This window comes from Gottfriedia acidiceleris (genome assembly GCF_004138285.1).
Classification (GTDB): domain Bacteria; phylum Bacillota; class Bacilli; order Bacillales; family Bacillaceae_G; genus Gottfriedia; species Gottfriedia acidiceleris_A.
In genome coordinates, this window is the sequence record NZ_SCFN01000001.1 from 484,601 (window position 1) to 501,816 (window position 17,216).

Consider the following 17,216-nt stretch of genomic DNA (forward strand, 5'->3'; position numbering starts at 1 on the left):
ACCTTTAATATTTCAGAGGTTGACTTTCCGACTACAAGAGAAGCCCATTGTGGCTAAGGAGGAATTAAAAATGACAAAACTAGACCTACTGAAAGATTTTATTCTTAACAAAGAATTAGACATTGATGTATCTTTACCTACTGAGGATTATACAAATTTTTCATACAATGGATTTGATGCGGGTACAGTCTATAATAATGAGACCTACAGAATTTCTGTAGCTCGTGGAACAAAGGTAGAACGACTATTCCGTAAACGTAAATACAAAATGAAGGTTTCTAAAGACAATAACAACAATCTAGTTGCAATCTTTGAACTAGAAAGTGCTGATGATTTTGTACAAGTTAAAACGCTGCTTTTAAATATGGATAAATTAGCTAGCAACGGACTTCGTGTAAACGTTGGTTAAATAATATGATCGAACCCACCAAAAGATGGTGGGTTTTGTTTCATCTGAGCAACTATATTTTCTAAAAGAGCCTATTTGATAAAAATTTAATTTACTTTAACAGAGCCATGATTAAATAAAGAAGTTGAATAAATAAGCAGGATAGAAATGCGTACAATGACATTATAATTAGTTAATTCTAAATATTTTAAAATTAGTTATTGACGTATGCGTAATTCGTTATTATGATTAACATATGTAACCGGTTACACATCAATGAAGATAAAATGCTATTGTAATGTAGCTTTTATTTTTTAAAGAGTATGTAACCGGTTACATATAAATAAAAATTGACTATGTTAGAAGGTAGAAATGATGTCAGAAGAAATTAAAATCTTGTCTCCATGTGGGATGCTTGGGTATGGATTTCCAGCCGCTTCATTTTTAAATGGACTAAAAGATAAAATACATGGAATCGTCGTTGATGCTGGTTCTACGGATGCGGGCCCTCATAAATTAGGGGCAGGTGTTTCAATCGTTAGTGAACGGGCGTTAATGAAGGATTTAGAATTAATCATAACAAATGGTGTTCCAAGAAAAATACCAATTATCATAGGATCTGCTGGTGGAGCAGGAGCGCGACCACATGTAGAAGCAACGATTTCAATTATAAAAAAGATATTAAAAGAAAAAGAATTAAGTGCTAAGGTTGCAGTGATTTGGGCTGATTTTACACAAGATCAAATTATTGAAGCGAATCGTGCTCATAAAATTAAACCTTTAAGTCAGAATATTCCTGAACTAGAGGAAGAGACGATTAAGGAAACTATTCAAATCGTTGCCCAAATGGGACATGAACCAATTTTAGAAGCTTTAGAGAATGATAGTGACATTATTATATGTGGCCGAGCTTATGATCCATCACCATTTGCGGCGATTGGAATTTATCATCAAAAAGATCCAGGACTAGCTTATCATTTAGGCAAAATTTTAGAATGTGGTGCACTGTGTGCGGAACCTGGAACGACAAAAGATAGTATTTTAGGTGTTTTAAAGGATGATTCTTTCACAGTTGAATCATTAAATCCTTTACGAAAGTGTACACCGATTAGCGTGGCAGCTCATACTTTTTATGAAAAAGAACATCCATACATATTACATGGTCCTGGATTCAGACTTGATCTAAGTGAATGCGAGTTTCATGACTTAGGAAATGGCGTTGTAGAAGTATCAAAAAGTCGATTTATTCCTGAAGACACTACCTTCATAAAGCTTGAAGGAGCAAAAAAGGCTGCCTATCGAACATTTGTAATGGCAGGCATCAGGGATCCAATTTTAATTGAAAATATTCATGAGATTGAGGACCGCGTAAAGGAACAAGTTTTTGAATACTATCCAGAAATTGACCGAAATGATTATAAAATTAACTTTTTAAATTATGGAATGAATGCAGTTCTTGGCTCAAAAGAAATAGAGTCATTTAAAGGCCATGAAATTGGCGTTTTATTTGAAGTTATTGCTAAGACTCAAGAACTAGCAAATAGTATTTGTGCAACAGTCAGATCTACTTTTCTTCACTTTGGCTATGAAAAGCGTAAGTCTACTGCGGGGAATCTAGCATTTCCATTTGCACCAAGTGATGTCGAATTTGGAGCGGTGTACGAGTTCTCTATTTATCATTTAATGGAAATACATCATAATCCGTTTCAAGTTGAGTACTTGTAGGAGGGCGAAGTAATGACTACATTGTTTGATTTAGCAAAAGTACTTAGAAGTAAAAATTCAGGACCATTTGAATTAACGTTGGATATATTATTTGATTCAGAACATGTCTATCAAATGGTAAAAAACTCAGGAAAGATTACGAAACAGACAATTTGTCACTTATATAATTTACGAGAAGAACAGATTCACCATTTTGTTTTCTTTGACCAAGCTTTGGGAATCAAAATTACGATTGAAAGAGATGTCTCTTCAGGTAGTGTAGGAGACAGAGATGTATATGGTGCGCAACAACATGCACCATTAATGAAGATTACTTTTGATGAGGCGGAGATGACTAGTGAGGAAGATTGCAGTTGTAGGTAGTATTAATATCGATTATTTTGTTGAAGCAGAAAAATTACCGGAAATAGGTGAAACCCTATTAGGGAATCATTTCTTTTTATCGGTAGGAGGTAAAGGCTCTAACCAGGCTGTAGCCGCTTCTCGTTTAGGTGCTGAAGTTGCTTTATTTGGCTCGGTAGGTAAAGACGAGATTAGCGAGATTTTTATCGAAAATATGAAAAATGAAACAGTAGATATAACGAATTTAAATGTAGTTGAAGGAAGTCATACTGGCGTTGCATTTATAGAAATTTGTAATAGCGAGAATAGAATTCTAGTTGTACCTGGGGCAAATGATTTTACCGATGTTAACTATATTACTAGAGTTTTAGACGAATTGCTCACTTATGATGTCGTTTTATTCCAAATGGAAACACCAATGGAGCTAATAGAATACTTGATTCCTATTCTACATGAAAAAGGAAAAATCATTGTCGTTAATCCTGCTCCTGCTCAAAAAATTAAAGAAGATTTACTAGAAAAGATCACCTATTTAACACCAAATGAGCACGAGTATGAAATCGTTTTTGATAGCAAACTTCCAATGGAAGAATTACTTAAGAACTATCCAAATCAATTAATTATTACATGTGGAACGAATGGCGTTGTTTATTATGATGGACAAGAAATTATTCGTGTACCAGTTATTAAAGTAGAACCAGTCGATACAACTGGAGCAGGAGATTCATTTTCTGGAGGGTTTGCTGTAGCAGTCTCAGAAGGAAAAAAACTTTATGACAGCATACGATTCGGAAGCGTCGTTGCTGGATTATCTGTTACGAAAAAAGGTGCTCAAACTGGTATGCCATATCGAAGTGAAGTAGACCTTTTATGGAAAGAGGAGTTGAAACATGAAGGCAAAGACCACGTTATCGAAAATTAAAAAAGATTGGGTCATTTATTTAATGCTTCTTCCGGCAATTGTTTATTTCATTATTTTTAATGTAATACCTTTGCTAGGAATGAAGCTTGCCTTTCAGGACTATCGGATTATTGGTGACAATGTGTGGGTAGGGATGAAGCATTTCAAAGTGTTGTTTAGCTCACCGGCTTTCTTAGATGTTTTAAAAAATACGGTTATTATCAGTACAATGAAAATCATCTTTATTTTTCCGATTCCGATTATTTTATCACTTTTAATCAATGAATTACGAACAGGGCCTTTTAGAAAGTATGTTCAATCAGTTGTTTATTTACCTCACTTTCTATCATGGGTTGTCATCGCCGGTATTTGGATCAGTCTATTAAATCCGCAAGATGGAGGCGTAAATATAATTCGTCACTTTTTTCATCTACCATCTATTGATTTTATGACTAGTAAGGACCATATTCGTTGGGTTTTAGTTTTTTCAGAAATGTGGCGTTCATCTGGATGGGACTCGATTCTTTATTTAGCGGCAATTATGAAAATCAGCCCATCACTATATGAGGCTGCGCGAATGGATGGCGCATCTAGTTTACAACAAATGAGGTATATTACTTTACCAGAATTAACAAGTACAATCGTTACTGTTTTTATCTTAAATTTAGGCTTCTTTTTAAACGCTGGATTCGATCAAGTGTTTAACTTAATTAATGACTCTGTTATTAGTAAAGTTGATATTTTAGATACTTATGTGTACCGAATTGGTATTTTAAATGCTCAATACTCTTATGCAACAGCGGCTAGTTTATTTAAGGGGGTAATTGGCGTAGTTTTAATTCTTGGAACACACTTTATCTCAAAAAGGATTTCTGGTAAAGGTGTTTGGTAAAAGGGGGGTGTAGATTTGAAGAAGATTAATTTGACAAGAACGGTTATCTATTTAGTGTTGTTTTTACTATCTTTATCAATATTAATTCCAATTTTAAACTTACTGGCAATGTCCCTTTCGGATCCATTAAAAGTCCATAAATTAAAAGGTTTAAGTATTTTGCCAGAAGGTTTTTCTTTGATTAATTATAAAATATTGCTTTCAAATCCACTAATTATACGTAGTATTTTCAACACGCTTTTAATCACAGTTGTTGGTACTGCATTAAACCTGTTTTTGACTGCAATGGCAGCCTATGTTTTAGCTAGAACGAACTTTGTAGGAAAAAAAGTGATTATGGTTTTCCTTATTGTTTTAATGGTTTTCGAACCAGGATTAATCCCGGAATTTTTGCTTGTTAAAAATCTAGGATTACTTAATACCTACTCTTCATTGATTCTATACAAGGCAATCAATGTATTCTATTTGTTCATCTTAATTAGATTCTTTGAAGATGTTCCAGATAGTATTTTAGAGGCTGCAAGAATAGATGGGGCGGGGCATTTCAAAATTTTCACTAAAATTATGCTTCCTTTATCCAAACCTGCACTTGCAACACTTGGATTATTTTACGGGGTTTATCACTGGAATGAATATTTCAGAGCGACCATTTATATTACGGATCCACATAAATGGCCATTACAAGTTGTTCTAAGACAATTTGTTGTAATGAGAGATAATACTTCAATGCTAGGAAACTTAACTGGTGGATCTTATAAACAAATTGCTAACCTAGATTTTACTTCCTTACAAGCGGGAACAATCATTATTTCAATGATACCTTTACTAATTTTGTATCCATTAATTTTAAAATATTACGCTAAAGGTGCGCTTGAAGGTGGGGTAAAAGACTAATCTCTAGTCTAATTTTTAAAAATAACACACATTAAATCAGGGGGTAAAAAAACAATGAAGAAATTACTTATGTTGATTTTTAGTGCATTATTAGTATTTACATCAGCTGCTTGTTCGAATGATAAAGCAACGAATGCAAATGACAAAACAGCCGATGGAAAAACAATTATCCGTGTGGTTGCAAAAGATGATTCACCATCAAATCCTGCTTCAGTAAAATATTACAATGAATTAGAAAAAGCCTTAAAAAGGGATGAAAACCTTAACGTGAAATTTAAACTAGTAGAAGTTCCACAAGGGGATTATGCTGAAAAATTAAATCTATTATTAACAGGTGGAGATATTCCAGATTTAATTTATTTCCAAGGTGGAGATCAGCAGATTTCACAACAACAACTTTTAGAAAAGTTAACTCCATATATTGATAAGTCTAAGTATATTAAAAATTTACTTCAACCTTATAACCAAGAAAGATTAAAAAATTATCCTTACTTATTATGGATTAAACCACTTGATAAAAAGACACCTGTCATTCGAAAAGACTGGTTTGATAAGATGGCTAGCTCTCAAGAATTAATGGCAAATCCAACAACAGATAATTATTATAAGTTTTTAAAAGAATTAGTTTCTACACATCCAGGAGGAGCTAACAAACCTGCTTATGGCTTAACAGCAGCAGGAGATATTTCAGAATTAGATTCTATGTTTAAAATGGCATTCGGAATGAATCAAACATGGTTAAAAAATAGTGATGGAACATATGTTTACTCAAAAGTATCAAATAATGAAAAAGAGTTATTAGCTTACTATAGCAAGCTTTATAAAGATGGAATCTTAGATCCTCAATACTTAACAAAACAATGGGATACAAAAGAAAAAGCTTTCTATGATGGGGAAGCTGCAATTATTACAGGAACAAATGGTAAAGTTATCGATCTTTACAATAGTAAAATGACTCAAGTAAACGGTAAGCAAGCTGAGTTAGTCGTTCTTCCAGCCGCTAAAGGAGTTTACCAAGGTTTCGGTGAGACAGATGTAACGAAAGAATCTCGTGGTTATGCGATTTCTTCTCAATCAAAACATAAAGATTTAGTGTTTAAAGTTTTAGATTACTTAGCAAGTCCAAAAGGTCAAATGCTAGATCGCCTTGGATATGAAAATGAAGAATATAAAATTGAAAATGGTCAGATTGCTTTAACAGATAAATATTATAGCGAATGGTTTGCTAGATATTGGGAACCAACAGAATTTAAAACAGAGCAACCATTAAAAACACCACTTTTAAGTGCGCCTGCTTTAAAATCACAAGATTTAGTAAAACAATCTTATACGGAAGATAATAGTTTTATCTTGCCAGAGAAATTCGTAGCAAATTGGGATGCGATGGAAAATCTTTATAAAGAGTACGCAACTGATATTATTACAGGAAAACGCCCAGTAAGTGACTTCGACAAGTTTGTGAAAGAATGGAAAAAAGCTGGTGGAGATGAGCTTACGAAATATGCAAATGACAAAATAAAGTAAGGAGTTCTAAAGTATGGTTTCGTTTCAGGATCGTGTAAGAGGTGTTATTCTTTCAACAGCCTTAGGTGATGCACTTGGGGCACCGATTGAAAAGTTAACCTATGAAGAAATAAAAGAGAAATATAGACGAGTAGAGTCATTGAATACAAGTTGGTATAAAGAAGATGCTCCATATGAAGTAACACTTGGTAAAATGCGTGGACAAGGTATCGTAACAGACGATACCTTGATGACCGCAGCCTTAATTAATGTTTATTTAAAGGAAAAAAGACATCTTGATGCTTACGATGTAGGGAATGAATTTGTGAAAGAGATTGCTTTTAAGAAGACGTATATTCCTGAATTTGGTCGCGAAGCATTAATCATTGACCGTCTATTTTATCCTGAAAAGTATATTTTCATGCGACATGTTTTAGCTAATTGTGAACCAAGGGAAGCCGGCATTGGAAACATGATTAATTGTGGAGCAGCTATGTATATTGCCCCTATTGGAGTTGTTAATGCAGGTAATCCGAAGGCAGCTTATGATGAAGCAATTTTATTTGCAATGGGCCATCAAAGTAGTTACGGGCTTGAAGCGGCAGGTGTTTTAGCTGCATGTGTAGCAAAGGCATTTGAAGAAAACGTGAGTATTGATGAAATTGTCGAGACAGCTATTTACTATGCAAAAGACGGTACAAAACAAGCGATTATGGAAATGACTGAAGCGGCAAGAAAACTTAGAGCAGAGCATGCAGAAATGGATCAAGTCATTGAAACTTTCCAAAACGTCATTGCTAAGTTTTCACCAATGAAAGATGATGTACATCGGAAAATTGAGAAAGTTGGCATTCCTTCAAATCATTATACACCGAGTAGACTGTTTTCAATTGAAGAGCTACCCATGGCGTTGGCATTTATCGTTTTAAATAATGGTGAATTCTATAAATCTATTTACGATGGTATAAATTCGGGACGTGATACAGATTCAATTGGCGTTATGATTGGCGTAATTCTTGGAGCAAAATATGGATCTGCGGTTATTAATCAAGAAGATATTCAACTTTTAGAATCGAAAAATAAAATGGATCTAACCGAATTATCAGATACATTTGCTGACCTTGCAAAAGAGATTATTTTACAAGATTTAAATCTAAATGAACAAAGAAAAAGATTACTGTGAGCAAAAGTGTAACCTGGAAGTGGAGTGAATGAAATGATTTCGAATGATTATTTAGAGAAGGTATACGCTGGATTTTTAGGAATGAATGCTGGAATCCGACTAGGTGCCCCTGTAGAACCTACTGAGTGGACACCGGAAATAATTCAAGACGTTTACGGCGATATAAACAGTTATTTAAAAGATTATAAAACTTTCTCAGCAGATGATGATGCAAACGGACCGGTATTTTTCCTTCGTGCATTATATGATGATGCGAAAGATCGTGAATTAACTCCAGAAGACGTAGGCCGTGCATGGCTTAACTATACACGTGAAGGAATCGGAATGTTTTGGTGGGGCGGAGAAGGTATTAGCACAGAACATACTGCCTATAATAATCTGAAAAAAGGCATTTCTGCGCCAAAATCTGGTTCCTCTGAAGTGAATGGGATTGTCCTTGCAGAGCAAATTGGTGGGCAAATATTCGTTGATAGCTGGGGGTTATTTTTACCTAATAATCCCAAAAAAGCAGCTGATTATGCTGAGATTGCAGCAAGTGTATCGCATGATAAAAATGGATTATTTGGGGCGAGATTTATTGCCGCATGTATCGCTCAAGCATTTTCAGCAAAATCGATTAAAGAGATTATTGAAGCCGGCTTAAAAGAAATTCCAGAAGAATCTACTTATGCTTTAGTTGTTAAAGCAGTTCTTGACTTTCATAAGCAGGTACCGAACGACTTCCGCCTTTGCCGTCAATATCTTGAAGACGAATGGGGATATGATAAATACCCAGGAATTTGTCATATTATACCAAATGCAGGTGTATGTGTCCTTTCTTTACTTTATGGAAATGGCGACTTTGCAAGAACAATTGAAATTGCAACAATGTGCGGTTGGGATACAGACTGTAATGCTGGAAACGTTGGAACAATTTTAGGTGTTTTCACTGGAATTAGCGGAATAGCTGATCGTTATCGAAAACCAATTAATGATTTTATCGCCACATCTAGTGTTTCTGGTTATTTAAATATTTTAGATATCCCTACATTCTCTAAATCTCTAGCTCTATTAGGATACAAGATGGCAAATCAAGAGCCACCTACAGAGTTAATCGATAGTTATCGAGAAGAAGAAATTTATTTTGATTTCACTTTACTAGGTTCAACACATGGATTCCGAACGGACTTTCCTTTTAAAACTTTCTTAAAACACAATTCTGAGCATGGGTATCAAAGGAAAGGATCACTTGAAATCTTTATCGACAGAATGGTAAAAGGTGAAAGTAGTAAAGTTTTCTATAAACCTTTCTACCGAAGAGAAGAATTTAATGATGAAAAATATAAACCAACCTTTGCGCCTCAGATTTATAGTGGACAAAACGTCTCTTTAAAAATTTATTCAGATAAAATTCAAGGTGAAGACTTTATTTTAACACCTTATATTCGAAATACTTATTCAAAAGAAACTGTAAAACTTAATTCTATTAAACTGATAAATGGTGAATGGAATTCGATCGAATTTATCGTGCCAAATACTGATGGTGATTTAATAGATGAAGTAGGTTTTATCATTGAAAGTCCGTCTGAATTAACAAAAAGAGCATTTGGTAAAATATATGTTGATGAATTCAGGATTTTTGGAAAGTCATGCTATTCAATCGATTTTTCTAAGCAAGCAATTGAATTTCTAAGTGTAACTCCATTTTCTCACCATAGAGGAGAGTGGACCCTTGAAAACGGGAAAATGAAGGTTAGTAGTTTAACAGACTGTGCAGCATTTACAGGAAACTATTATTCAAAAGATGTAATCATTAATGCATCCATTATCCCAAAGAAAGGTGACTCTCACAATCTACTATTTAGAGCATCTGGAGTAGAACGTCATTACCAAGTAGGTTTTGATGGGAAAAATCAGCTTTCACTCATTGTGAACGACTTTGGAATTGAACGGTTACACTCTGTTCCTTATGAATGGAAACATGAGGAAGAGTATCAATTTGAACTGAAGTGCAAAGGGAATGAAATCAGCTTATCTATTAATAATGAAGAAATTCTCTCATTTGAGGACGATCAATTTAATCGAGGAATGGTCGGATTTGCAATGATAGAACAAGGAGAATCAATTATATCTGATTTTTCTGTGAAGGAATTATAAGGATGAAGTTTATGAAAGGTAGCGTTTAGCTACCTTTTATTATACGGTCAATCACATTTTTGATTAATCTAACGAGGTGAATAGAATGAATCGGAAAGAAATTTACGATAAAGTATATGGGTGTCTGATTGGTCTTTCTGTTGGTGACGCACTTGGTGCGCCAACTGAGGGAATGACACTAGAAGGAATTAAAGAGAACTACAATTGGGTAGATGGATTTATTTCAGACGATCCTGTGGGGACAGATGATACAGAATACTCTATGTTAACTTCCCTAATTTTACTAAAATATGGTGAAAATTTAACTTATCGAGATATGACGTACGAATGGAGCCAATACTTATTAGACCAAAATGGTGGGTTTAAAGGCGGAGGTTTTAGTGAAGTCGATGCTATTTTTAATTTAAGAAAAGGTCTCGTTGCTCCTTATTCTGGTATGGATAATCATGAAATGTGGAGTGATGGTGTTGCCATGCGAATCGCTCCAGTAGGTGTTTATTTTGCCGGAGATCCAGAAAAAGCTGCGAAAATAGCAGAAATTGAGGCAAGAATCAGCCACGACAGAGATGGTGTCTATTGTGGAATGGCGATTGCTGCTAGTGTTGCTTATGCTATGACAGGGGATTCTTGGGAAAAGGTCATTCAAAATGGACTAGACGTATTACCGAAAGATTCATGGTCTTATCGTAAAATAAGTGAAGCCGTAAATATAGGGATGAAATATTCCAATGTACAAGAGGCAATGGAAGAGCTTTACAATAAAGTTTCAATTTTCTATTATCCATGGGCTGACGTTGCACCTGAAGCGACGGCCTTAGCGTATGGTGTATTTGCTGCGTCCAAAGGAGATTATAAACAAGCAGTTTTAGGCGGAACAAATATTGGTCGAGATTCGGATACGATTGCTTCTATGAATGGTGCATTATCTGGCGCATTAAACGGTGCTAGTGTGATTCCAGAGGACTGGAAGAACAGAATCAATGTCATTAAAGGAGTATGTGTAAAGAAAACTAAAGGAATCGATATTCGTGATTTAAGTGAAAAATTTACAGATGTCATAGTTGGGAGAGGGATCTAATGAATAACCAAACTTTATATAGCAAAGCATGTGGAGCATTTTTAGGACTCTCAGTTGGAGATTCATTAGGATTTCCCGCAATGTACCATCGTACCTCGGTTTTACCTACTAGAAGAAGGAATCGCCTTTGGGACTTTAGTAAACAGACTGATGAATATAGAATTAATAAGTTTTCGTTACCATTTACGCATGCAATGGATGAAAGTATTCTAGATTTTTCAGGTACTGATGATACTGAATTTGCGATGATTTCTGCACTTACATTACTTGAAAGCACTCAATATAGTGAAGAAGAATTTTTTAAACAGTGGAAAAAGCTTGTTGTTGATCACGAAAACGAAATTTGGAGCGGAATTAGTGAGCGTGCTTCGATTGAAAATATTAAAAAAGGTTTGATTCCACCTGCAACGGGAAATGACAATCCTCATCATTTCGATGATGGAGCTGTTGCTAGAGCAGTACCAATTGGTATTAAATTTAATGGAAACCCTGAAAAAGCAGCGGCTGTAGCAGAAAAAATGGCATCCATTACGAACGCAGAAGATGGAGTATATGCTGCAAAGGCTATGGCTGCTAGTATTGCAATTGCTCTTGATGGAGCTTCACCAAGGGAAGTTATTGACGCAGGTTTAAAACAGATCCCCGAGAATACATGGATAAGTAGAAAAGTAAGCCAAGCTTTTTCGATTTTGGATTCAACTAATAACGATGGATTTGCTGCGATCCCACTTTGGAATAATCAACTAGTCAACTCAATTTATAACTATGGAAATATTGCTCCTGAGACATTAGCAGTTGCCTATGCTATAATTCTTGCTACAGAAGGAAATTTTGAAAAGAGTATCATGATGTCACTTATGTTACCAAAACAAGCCGACAGTATGCCAGCAATGGTTGGTGCATTGGCAGGCGCAATGAACGGAATAGAATCAATTTCGAAAAGTTGGGTAGATAGTGTTGATACACTTAAAGGCTTCTGTGTCCCACATTTAAAGGGCTTAACGATTAAGGATACAGTAAAACGATTAATTGAATCAGAATAAGAAGATAATAAATATTAGAAAATATGTTACATTTTAGGGGAGTACAATCTAGTGAAGAATAAGAAAGCGACGATTCGAGATGTCGCAAAAGAAGCTGGTGTTTCTGTAGCTACGGTATCAAGATATATAAATAAAATAAGTTATATTAGTCCCGAAACCGAACAAAAAATTAAAGTAGTTATGAAAAAGCTTGATTATAAACCAAACGAGATTGCTAGAGGACTTGCGAAACAAAAATCGAAAACAATTGCCTTAATTATCCCTGATATTTCAAATCCGTTCTTTCCAGAATTGGTTGTTGCAATTGAAGAAGTTGCTAAGTTAAAAGGGTATGGCCTAATACTAGTTAATTCAAATAATAATGATCTAAAAAACCCTATGTTTTGGAAGGAATTTCAAAGCAGATATATCGATGGTTTTGTGTTGGCATCATTTGAATTTAATGAAGAGATTCTAAAAAGCTTACAGAATTTACAAATACCATTTGTTAGAGTGGACCGTGCAGTCGATACGCATACAGCTAATTCAGTAGGCGTGGATAATTACCAAGGTGCTGTAATGGCTGTTGAACATTTATATGAACTTGGATGTAAAAATATCGCTCATATTAGCGGTCCTGATGTTTTCATTCCTGCGAATGACAGGCAGAGAGGATATCTAGATACTTTGCAAAAATACTTCCCATTACAAGAACCAATTGTATACCAAGGGGATTTTGCGATGGAAAGTGGTAAGCAATTAACCCAAAAGTTGCTTGAGGATCATCCAGAAGTAGATGGTATATTTCTTGCTAATGACTTAATGGCAATTGGTTCTTTAAAGGCATTAAAAATGCTGAATATCAAAGTGCCTTCTGATATTGCCATTATTGGATTCGATGGAATTAAAATAGCTGAAATGGTAGAACCAGAACTGAGTACAATCGTCCAACCAATCTATCGAATCGGCGTCACTGCAACTAATAAATTAATCCATTTAATAGAAGAGACAGATGATACCGAAGAATATCAACTAGAAGTTGCACTAGTTAAAAGAGAATCTACTTTAGGTTTTTTGCCTAAGGGGTAACGATTCAAACTTTGCTTGGATATATTTGAATTTAAATTAGTAATAGATTTATCCCCATGTTCATAGAACAATGAGGGCAAAGGCTGTAGAAAAACTCGATGAAAATCGTGTATGCATACAGTCTTTTTTGTTTTAAACTAGAATTTATATTCAATCCAATGAGTTTAATTAGAAATAATCAGCGCTAAACTCTCTTCGTAAAGTAACATTTAATTGCTGTTATTAATTTCCTACTTTTCCAAAATAACTTCCCATCTAATAAAAGGCAATAAAACATCGTAAGAGACTAAATTAATAAAGCATCCTGACATAAAGAATAAAACATTAGTTATCTAGCACTGTTTATACACTTATTTTTAGGTACATCGTCACGATGAAATCTAGTATCCAGTTCTCTTTTGAATATTCAGATATTTTTGTAATATTAAATAAAAGTTGATGAAAAAAGGTGACTAAGATATGTGCAAAAATAATAAAACAATCATAACAATGAATAAATATTATGTTAGACCTGGTGACGAAATCGAATTTACGCCAAAAGAGGATAATGAGATCAAACCAAATTTAGTAAAAGGAATTGTAACAAAAGTTCTTTCAAACTCTGTAATTGTAGATATGAGAAGTGATCGTACCCACCGAAAATATTACGAACATGATCACACTGTAATCAACCACAAAAAGTATAAAATTTTAGCTTCTATTTCAAAAAGTTAACAAGCTTAATTTCCTAGAAAATAGCCTTAGCCCAAATTTAAGGGTTAAGGCTATTTTTAAATTTAGGTACAAATACACCTATTAAATTTCTGAAATAGTAAAAATTCAATATGTAAAACTACTTTAGATTTAAAAAGAACTTAACAAATTTTATTTCTGATGAAAGAATTAAGTACAAATTTTTGTTGTTATGATCTATTTATACAATCTATAAAAATAGTTTTTTAGGCAACATAAAATTTAAAGAAAAGAAAACAAGTGCCACTAATATCCACAATTTAACACTGTGATCCCTAAAATATTTCAGAAATCAGTTAAAAAACAGCGAAATATGTAATATTCTTCATATTTTTGTAACAATATCCTCCGGTTTTTAACAAACTCAGACTTTAGACTGTTTTGCTCTCCAATTAGTTTTGTTAAAATAGAATTAGAAATTTAGAAAATATTGGAAATAAGGAGGACGAAATGAAAAAGGCAATTGTACAAATTAAGAACTTATCAAAGGAAATAAAAGGGAAGAAGATTGTTTCTGATTTAAGCTTTGATATTTTTGAAGGCGAAGTTTTTGGATTCTTAGGTCCAAATGGAGCTGGTAAGACGACGACGATCAGGATGATGGTTGGTTTGATGAATATTTCTGAAGGTGACGTTGTCATTAATGGTCATAGTATTAAGTCCAATTTTGAAGATGCAATTAAGAATGTAGGGGCAATTGTAGAGAATCCAGAATTGTATAAATTTCTAAGTGGTTATGATAATTTACTGCAATATGCTCGAATGGATAAGAATGTGACAAAAGAGAAAATTGATGAAGTTGTTGAGCTTGTTGGTTTAACTGGAGCTATTCGTCAAAAAGTTAAAACGTATTCTCTTGGTATGAGACAGCGTCTTGGTCTAGCTCAATGCTTATTGCATGATCCGAAGGTTTTAATTCTTGATGAACCTACGAATGGACTTGATCCAGCTGGTATCCGTGAAATGAGGGATCACTTGCAGCTGCTTACGAAGAAAAAAGGAATGGCCATTATTGTATCGAGTCACTTATTAGCAGAAATGGAAATGATGTGTGATCGAATTGGTATTATTCAACAAGGTAAGCTTGTAGATGTACAAACTGTAACAGATCTTACAACTGAAGATGTACAAACATATTCAATTGAAGTGAATAATAATGAAACTGCACTTAAAGTATTATCTAAACATAATGCTCAATTAGTTGCTGGAGAAATACATATTGAATTAACGAGAGAAGATGTACCGAATGTAATTGAGTTATTGGTCGAAAATCGCATTCGCTTATATGGATTTAAGGCAAATGCAAAAACATTGGAAGATCGTTTCTTAGAAATTACGAATGTTTAACAACTCTTTAGAAGTCTTATTAGTTTGTTGATGCTTTAGAATTTCAAAAAGAAAGGAACTTAGGATATGTTAAAATTGATTCAAAATGAATGGATAAAGATTATTAAAAGACCAGGTACAATTGTGATGGTTGCTCTTATTATTATACTTGTAGGAGCTATGGGTTCATTTGTAAAATATAATGAACATAAAAAAGAGCAAAATGCAGATAAGAATTGGAAGCAAGCACTACAAGTGCAAACAGCAGAAGATAAAAAGCAATTAAAAGGTATAAGTGATAAAAATGACCTTCAAAGACCATTTTTAGAACGATCAATTGCAATTAATGAGTACAGAATAGAGCATAATATACCACCATATGAAAAGACGAATGTTTGGACCTTTATGGATACTTCATCAAGTTTAATTATATTAGTAGGACTATTTACGATTATCGTTTCTGCCAATATAGTGGCGAGTGAATTTAATTGGGGTACGATTAAGCTTTTATTAATCCGTCCGTTTTCTAGAAAAAAAATAATTATGTCAAAGTATTTAACTAGTATTCTATTTGGTTTTGCGATGTTATTTATATTATTTGTGGTTTCGAATCTATTAGGTTTAGCACTTTTTGGTACAGGAAGTGGGAATACTTCATATTTAGCATTTGTCGATGGCCATGTTGAAGAGCAAAGTAGACTTGTCTATTCTGCAAAGCTTTACGTCATGAGTTTCATCGAAACATTTATGCTTGCTACGATGGCGTTTATGGTTTCAACGGTATTTAGGAACAATACAATTGCGATTGGTATTTCAATTTTACTATTAACAGTCGGAAGTACGGTAACAACTATTTTGGCTGGATTCTTTGACTGGACAAAATTTATCTTATTTGCAAATACGAATTTAATGCAGTACGTAAATGGCACTCCAATGGTTGAAGGAATGACAATGACATTTTCAGTAATTGTATTATTAGTCTATTTTGTTATTTTCCTAGGATTATCATTAGTTGTATTTTCAAAACGAGATGTAACAGCTTAAGTTGTTAGAGTGTTCTTATTTAAGGACTAATCTCATTAAAAAAGCCTTATTCTAATTGTAGAATAAGGTTTTTTATTTCTAAAATAATGATTGTATTTTTTCTTTCATCATTTCATTATATAGTTTCAATGCTTGGTCATACTCTTTTTCTTCAAAAAATTTAGTTAATTCTTCGTACATCTTAATATGATTTTCAACTGAACTTCTTCTATAGGAATAATATTTACTTGCAATAATTTCAAATTTATTTTGTAAAGTTCCGATCGTTTCCATCATTAAATCATTTTGGCTTGTTTGTAAAATAAGATTATGATAGCGATTTGCTTCTACGTAATATAATTCATGCTCTTCTTCAGCAACCGCATTTTTCAATAATTGAATGCATTCATTCATTTCATTAATTGGAAAATCAAGCATTTTTCTTTTAGCCTTTTCAATGCTTCCAATTCCTAAAAATAATCGAAATTCTAAAAAATTTACAATATCAATCATTGTAATTTGGATATTTTGCACCATTGAGCCCTGATTTTTAAAATGTTTAACCAAACCAGTTGCTTCCAACTTGACTAGTGCTCTTCGAATAGGAGTTCTACTCATACTTAAATCCTTTTCAAGTGATGCTTCAGTTATATATGTTCCAGGAGAATATTTACCTTGTATGATAAATTTTTTTATTTCTTCATATGCTTTTTGTTCTAATGTTATATTATTAGGCAAGTAATTCACCATCCTACTTTCTAGTGTTATTTTTGTACACAGCTAAACAGGAGTGCGATTTTATCTAAATCCACTCAAGTTTCTTTAATGAGCAACTAAACTCATAATTCTAATATATTGTCCTACAGATGTCACTAACCTTTTTTATCGAAGAAAAGTAAAACTGTGTTAATAGAACAAGTATTATACAAAAAGTATACAATATAATTGATTAAATAGTATAGAAAATAATTATTACTATAAT

General features: G+C 33.6%; 16 protein-coding genes. 15 read left to right on the plus strand and 1 reads right to left on the minus strand.

Annotated elements, in window-relative coordinates; genetic code table 11:
- Positions 1-70: 70 nt before the first annotated feature.
- The 15 genes from EP747_RS02130 (at position 71) to EP747_RS02200 (ending at position 16,255) form a co-directional block, all read left to right on the plus strand.
- On the plus strand, positions 71-409 hold the full coding sequence (locus EP747_RS02130; RefSeq protein ID WP_129688323.1) for a hypothetical protein: 339 nt from the start codon (positions 71-73) through the stop codon (positions 407-409).
- Between the two features lie 354 nt (positions 410-763).
- A complete protein-coding gene (locus EP747_RS02135) occupies positions 764-2,113 on the plus strand; it encodes an acyclic terpene utilization AtuA family protein (protein WP_129688324.1) in 1,350 nt (449 codons plus the stop codon).
- A gap of 12 nt (positions 2,114-2,125) precedes the next feature.
- A complete protein-coding gene (locus tag EP747_RS02140; protein WP_129688325.1) occupies positions 2,126-2,476 on the plus strand; it encodes a DUF4387 domain-containing protein in 351 nt (116 codons plus the stop codon).
- On the plus strand, positions 2,451-3,377 hold the full coding sequence (locus tag EP747_RS02145) for a ribokinase (protein ID WP_129688326.1): 927 nt from the start codon (positions 2,451-2,453) through the stop codon (positions 3,375-3,377). The genes EP747_RS02140 and EP747_RS02145 overlap by 26 nt, the downstream gene beginning before the upstream one ends.
- Positions 3,346-4,248: an ABC transporter permease gene (locus tag EP747_RS02150; RefSeq protein WP_129688327.1), complete on the plus strand. Its 903-nt coding sequence runs from the start codon at positions 3,346-3,348 to the stop codon at positions 4,246-4,248. Before EP747_RS02145 ends, EP747_RS02150 begins: the two co-directional genes overlap by 32 nt.
- A gap of 15 nt (positions 4,249-4,263) precedes the next feature.
- A complete protein-coding gene (locus EP747_RS02155; protein ID WP_129688328.1) occupies positions 4,264-5,142 on the plus strand; it encodes a carbohydrate ABC transporter permease in 879 nt (292 codons plus the stop codon).
- 54 nt (positions 5,143-5,196) lie between these two features.
- Positions 5,197-6,666 carry an extracellular solute-binding protein gene (locus tag EP747_RS02160; RefSeq protein WP_129688329.1) on the plus strand — a complete coding sequence of 490 codons (1,470 nt, stop codon included), beginning with the start codon at positions 5,197-5,199 and terminating at the stop codon, positions 6,664-6,666.
- A gap of 13 nt (positions 6,667-6,679) precedes the next feature.
- A complete protein-coding gene (locus tag EP747_RS02165) occupies positions 6,680-7,828 on the plus strand; it encodes an ADP-ribosylglycohydrolase family protein (protein ID WP_129688330.1) in 1,149 nt (382 codons plus the stop codon).
- 33 nt (positions 7,829-7,861) lie between these two features.
- Positions 7,862-9,964 (plus strand): ADP-ribosylglycohydrolase family protein, encoded by a 2,103-nt coding sequence (locus tag EP747_RS02170; protein WP_129688331.1) that lies wholly within the window; start codon positions 7,862-7,864, stop codon positions 9,962-9,964.
- 85 nt (positions 9,965-10,049) lie between these two features.
- Positions 10,050-11,042, plus strand: a complete 993-nt coding sequence (locus tag EP747_RS02175; protein ID WP_129688332.1) for an ADP-ribosylglycohydrolase family protein — start codon at positions 10,050-10,052, stop codon at positions 11,040-11,042.
- Positions 11,042-12,085, plus strand: coding sequence for an ADP-ribosylglycohydrolase family protein (locus EP747_RS02180; protein WP_129688333.1), 1,044 nt, complete (start codon positions 11,042-11,044; stop codon positions 12,083-12,085). The genes EP747_RS02175 and EP747_RS02180 overlap by 1 nt, the downstream gene beginning before the upstream one ends.
- 51 nt (positions 12,086-12,136) lie before the next feature.
- Complete coding sequence (locus EP747_RS02185; RefSeq protein ID WP_129688334.1) at positions 12,137-13,153, plus strand: LacI family DNA-binding transcriptional regulator; 1,017 nt, start codon at positions 12,137-12,139, stop codon at positions 13,151-13,153.
- Positions 13,154-13,612: 459 nt separating this feature from the next.
- The gene (locus EP747_RS02190; protein WP_129688335.1) at positions 13,613-13,867 is read left to right on the plus strand and encodes a DUF2187 family protein; all 255 of its coding nucleotides are present in this window, start codon (positions 13,613-13,615) and stop codon (positions 13,865-13,867) included.
- Positions 13,868-14,335: 468 nt separating this feature from the next.
- On the plus strand, positions 14,336-15,232 hold the full coding sequence (locus EP747_RS02195; protein ID WP_129688336.1) for an ABC transporter ATP-binding protein: 897 nt from the start codon (positions 14,336-14,338) through the stop codon (positions 15,230-15,232).
- 66 nt (positions 15,233-15,298) lie between these two features.
- Positions 15,299-16,255 carry an ABC transporter permease gene (locus EP747_RS02200; protein ID WP_129688337.1) on the plus strand — a complete coding sequence of 319 codons (957 nt, stop codon included), beginning with the start codon at positions 15,299-15,301 and terminating at the stop codon, positions 16,253-16,255.
- Positions 16,256-16,333: 78 nt separating this feature from the next.
- Here the strand turns inward: EP747_RS02200 and EP747_RS02205 are convergent, their stop codons facing one another.
- The gene (locus EP747_RS02205; RefSeq protein ID WP_165346798.1) at positions 16,334-16,972 is read right to left on the minus strand and encodes a GntR family transcriptional regulator; all 639 of its coding nucleotides are present in this window, start codon (positions 16,970-16,972) and stop codon (positions 16,334-16,336) included.
- Between the last annotated feature and the right edge of the window lie 244 nt (positions 16,973-17,216).

Excerpts from the sequence above, each read along its gene's own strand:
- EP747_RS02160 (WP_129688329.1), top strand. The coding sequence starts at position 5,197 with ATGAAGAAATTACTTATGTTGATTTTTAGTGCATTATTAGTATTTACA.
- EP747_RS02180 (WP_129688333.1), top strand. The coding sequence starts at position 11,042 with ATGAATAACCAAACTTTATATAGCAAAGCATGTGGAGCATTTTTAGGA.
- EP747_RS02190 (WP_129688335.1), top strand. The coding sequence starts at position 13,613 with ATGTGCAAAAATAATAAAACAATCATAACAATGAATAAATATTATGTT.
- EP747_RS02170 (WP_129688331.1), top strand. The coding sequence starts at position 7,862 with ATGATTTCGAATGATTATTTAGAGAAGGTATACGCTGGATTTTTAGGA.
- EP747_RS02200 (WP_129688337.1), top strand. The coding sequence starts at position 15,299 with ATGTTAAAATTGATTCAAAATGAATGGATAAAGATTATTAAAAGACCA.
- EP747_RS02135 (WP_129688324.1), top strand. The coding sequence starts at position 764 with ATGTCAGAAGAAATTAAAATCTTGTCTCCATGTGGGATGCTTGGGTAT.
- EP747_RS02140 (WP_129688325.1), top strand. The coding sequence starts at position 2,126 with ATGACTACATTGTTTGATTTAGCAAAAGTACTTAGAAGTAAAAATTCA.
- EP747_RS02150 (WP_129688327.1), top strand. The coding sequence starts at position 3,346 with ATGAAGGCAAAGACCACGTTATCGAAAATTAAAAAAGATTGGGTCATT.
- EP747_RS02195 (WP_129688336.1), top strand. The coding sequence starts at position 14,336 with ATGAAAAAGGCAATTGTACAAATTAAGAACTTATCAAAGGAAATAAAA.
- EP747_RS02165 (WP_129688330.1), top strand. The coding sequence starts at position 6,680 with ATGGTTTCGTTTCAGGATCGTGTAAGAGGTGTTATTCTTTCAACAGCC.
- EP747_RS02175 (WP_129688332.1), top strand. The coding sequence starts at position 10,050 with ATGAATCGGAAAGAAATTTACGATAAAGTATATGGGTGTCTGATTGGT.
- EP747_RS02130 (WP_129688323.1), top strand. The coding sequence starts at position 71 with ATGACAAAACTAGACCTACTGAAAGATTTTATTCTTAACAAAGAATTA.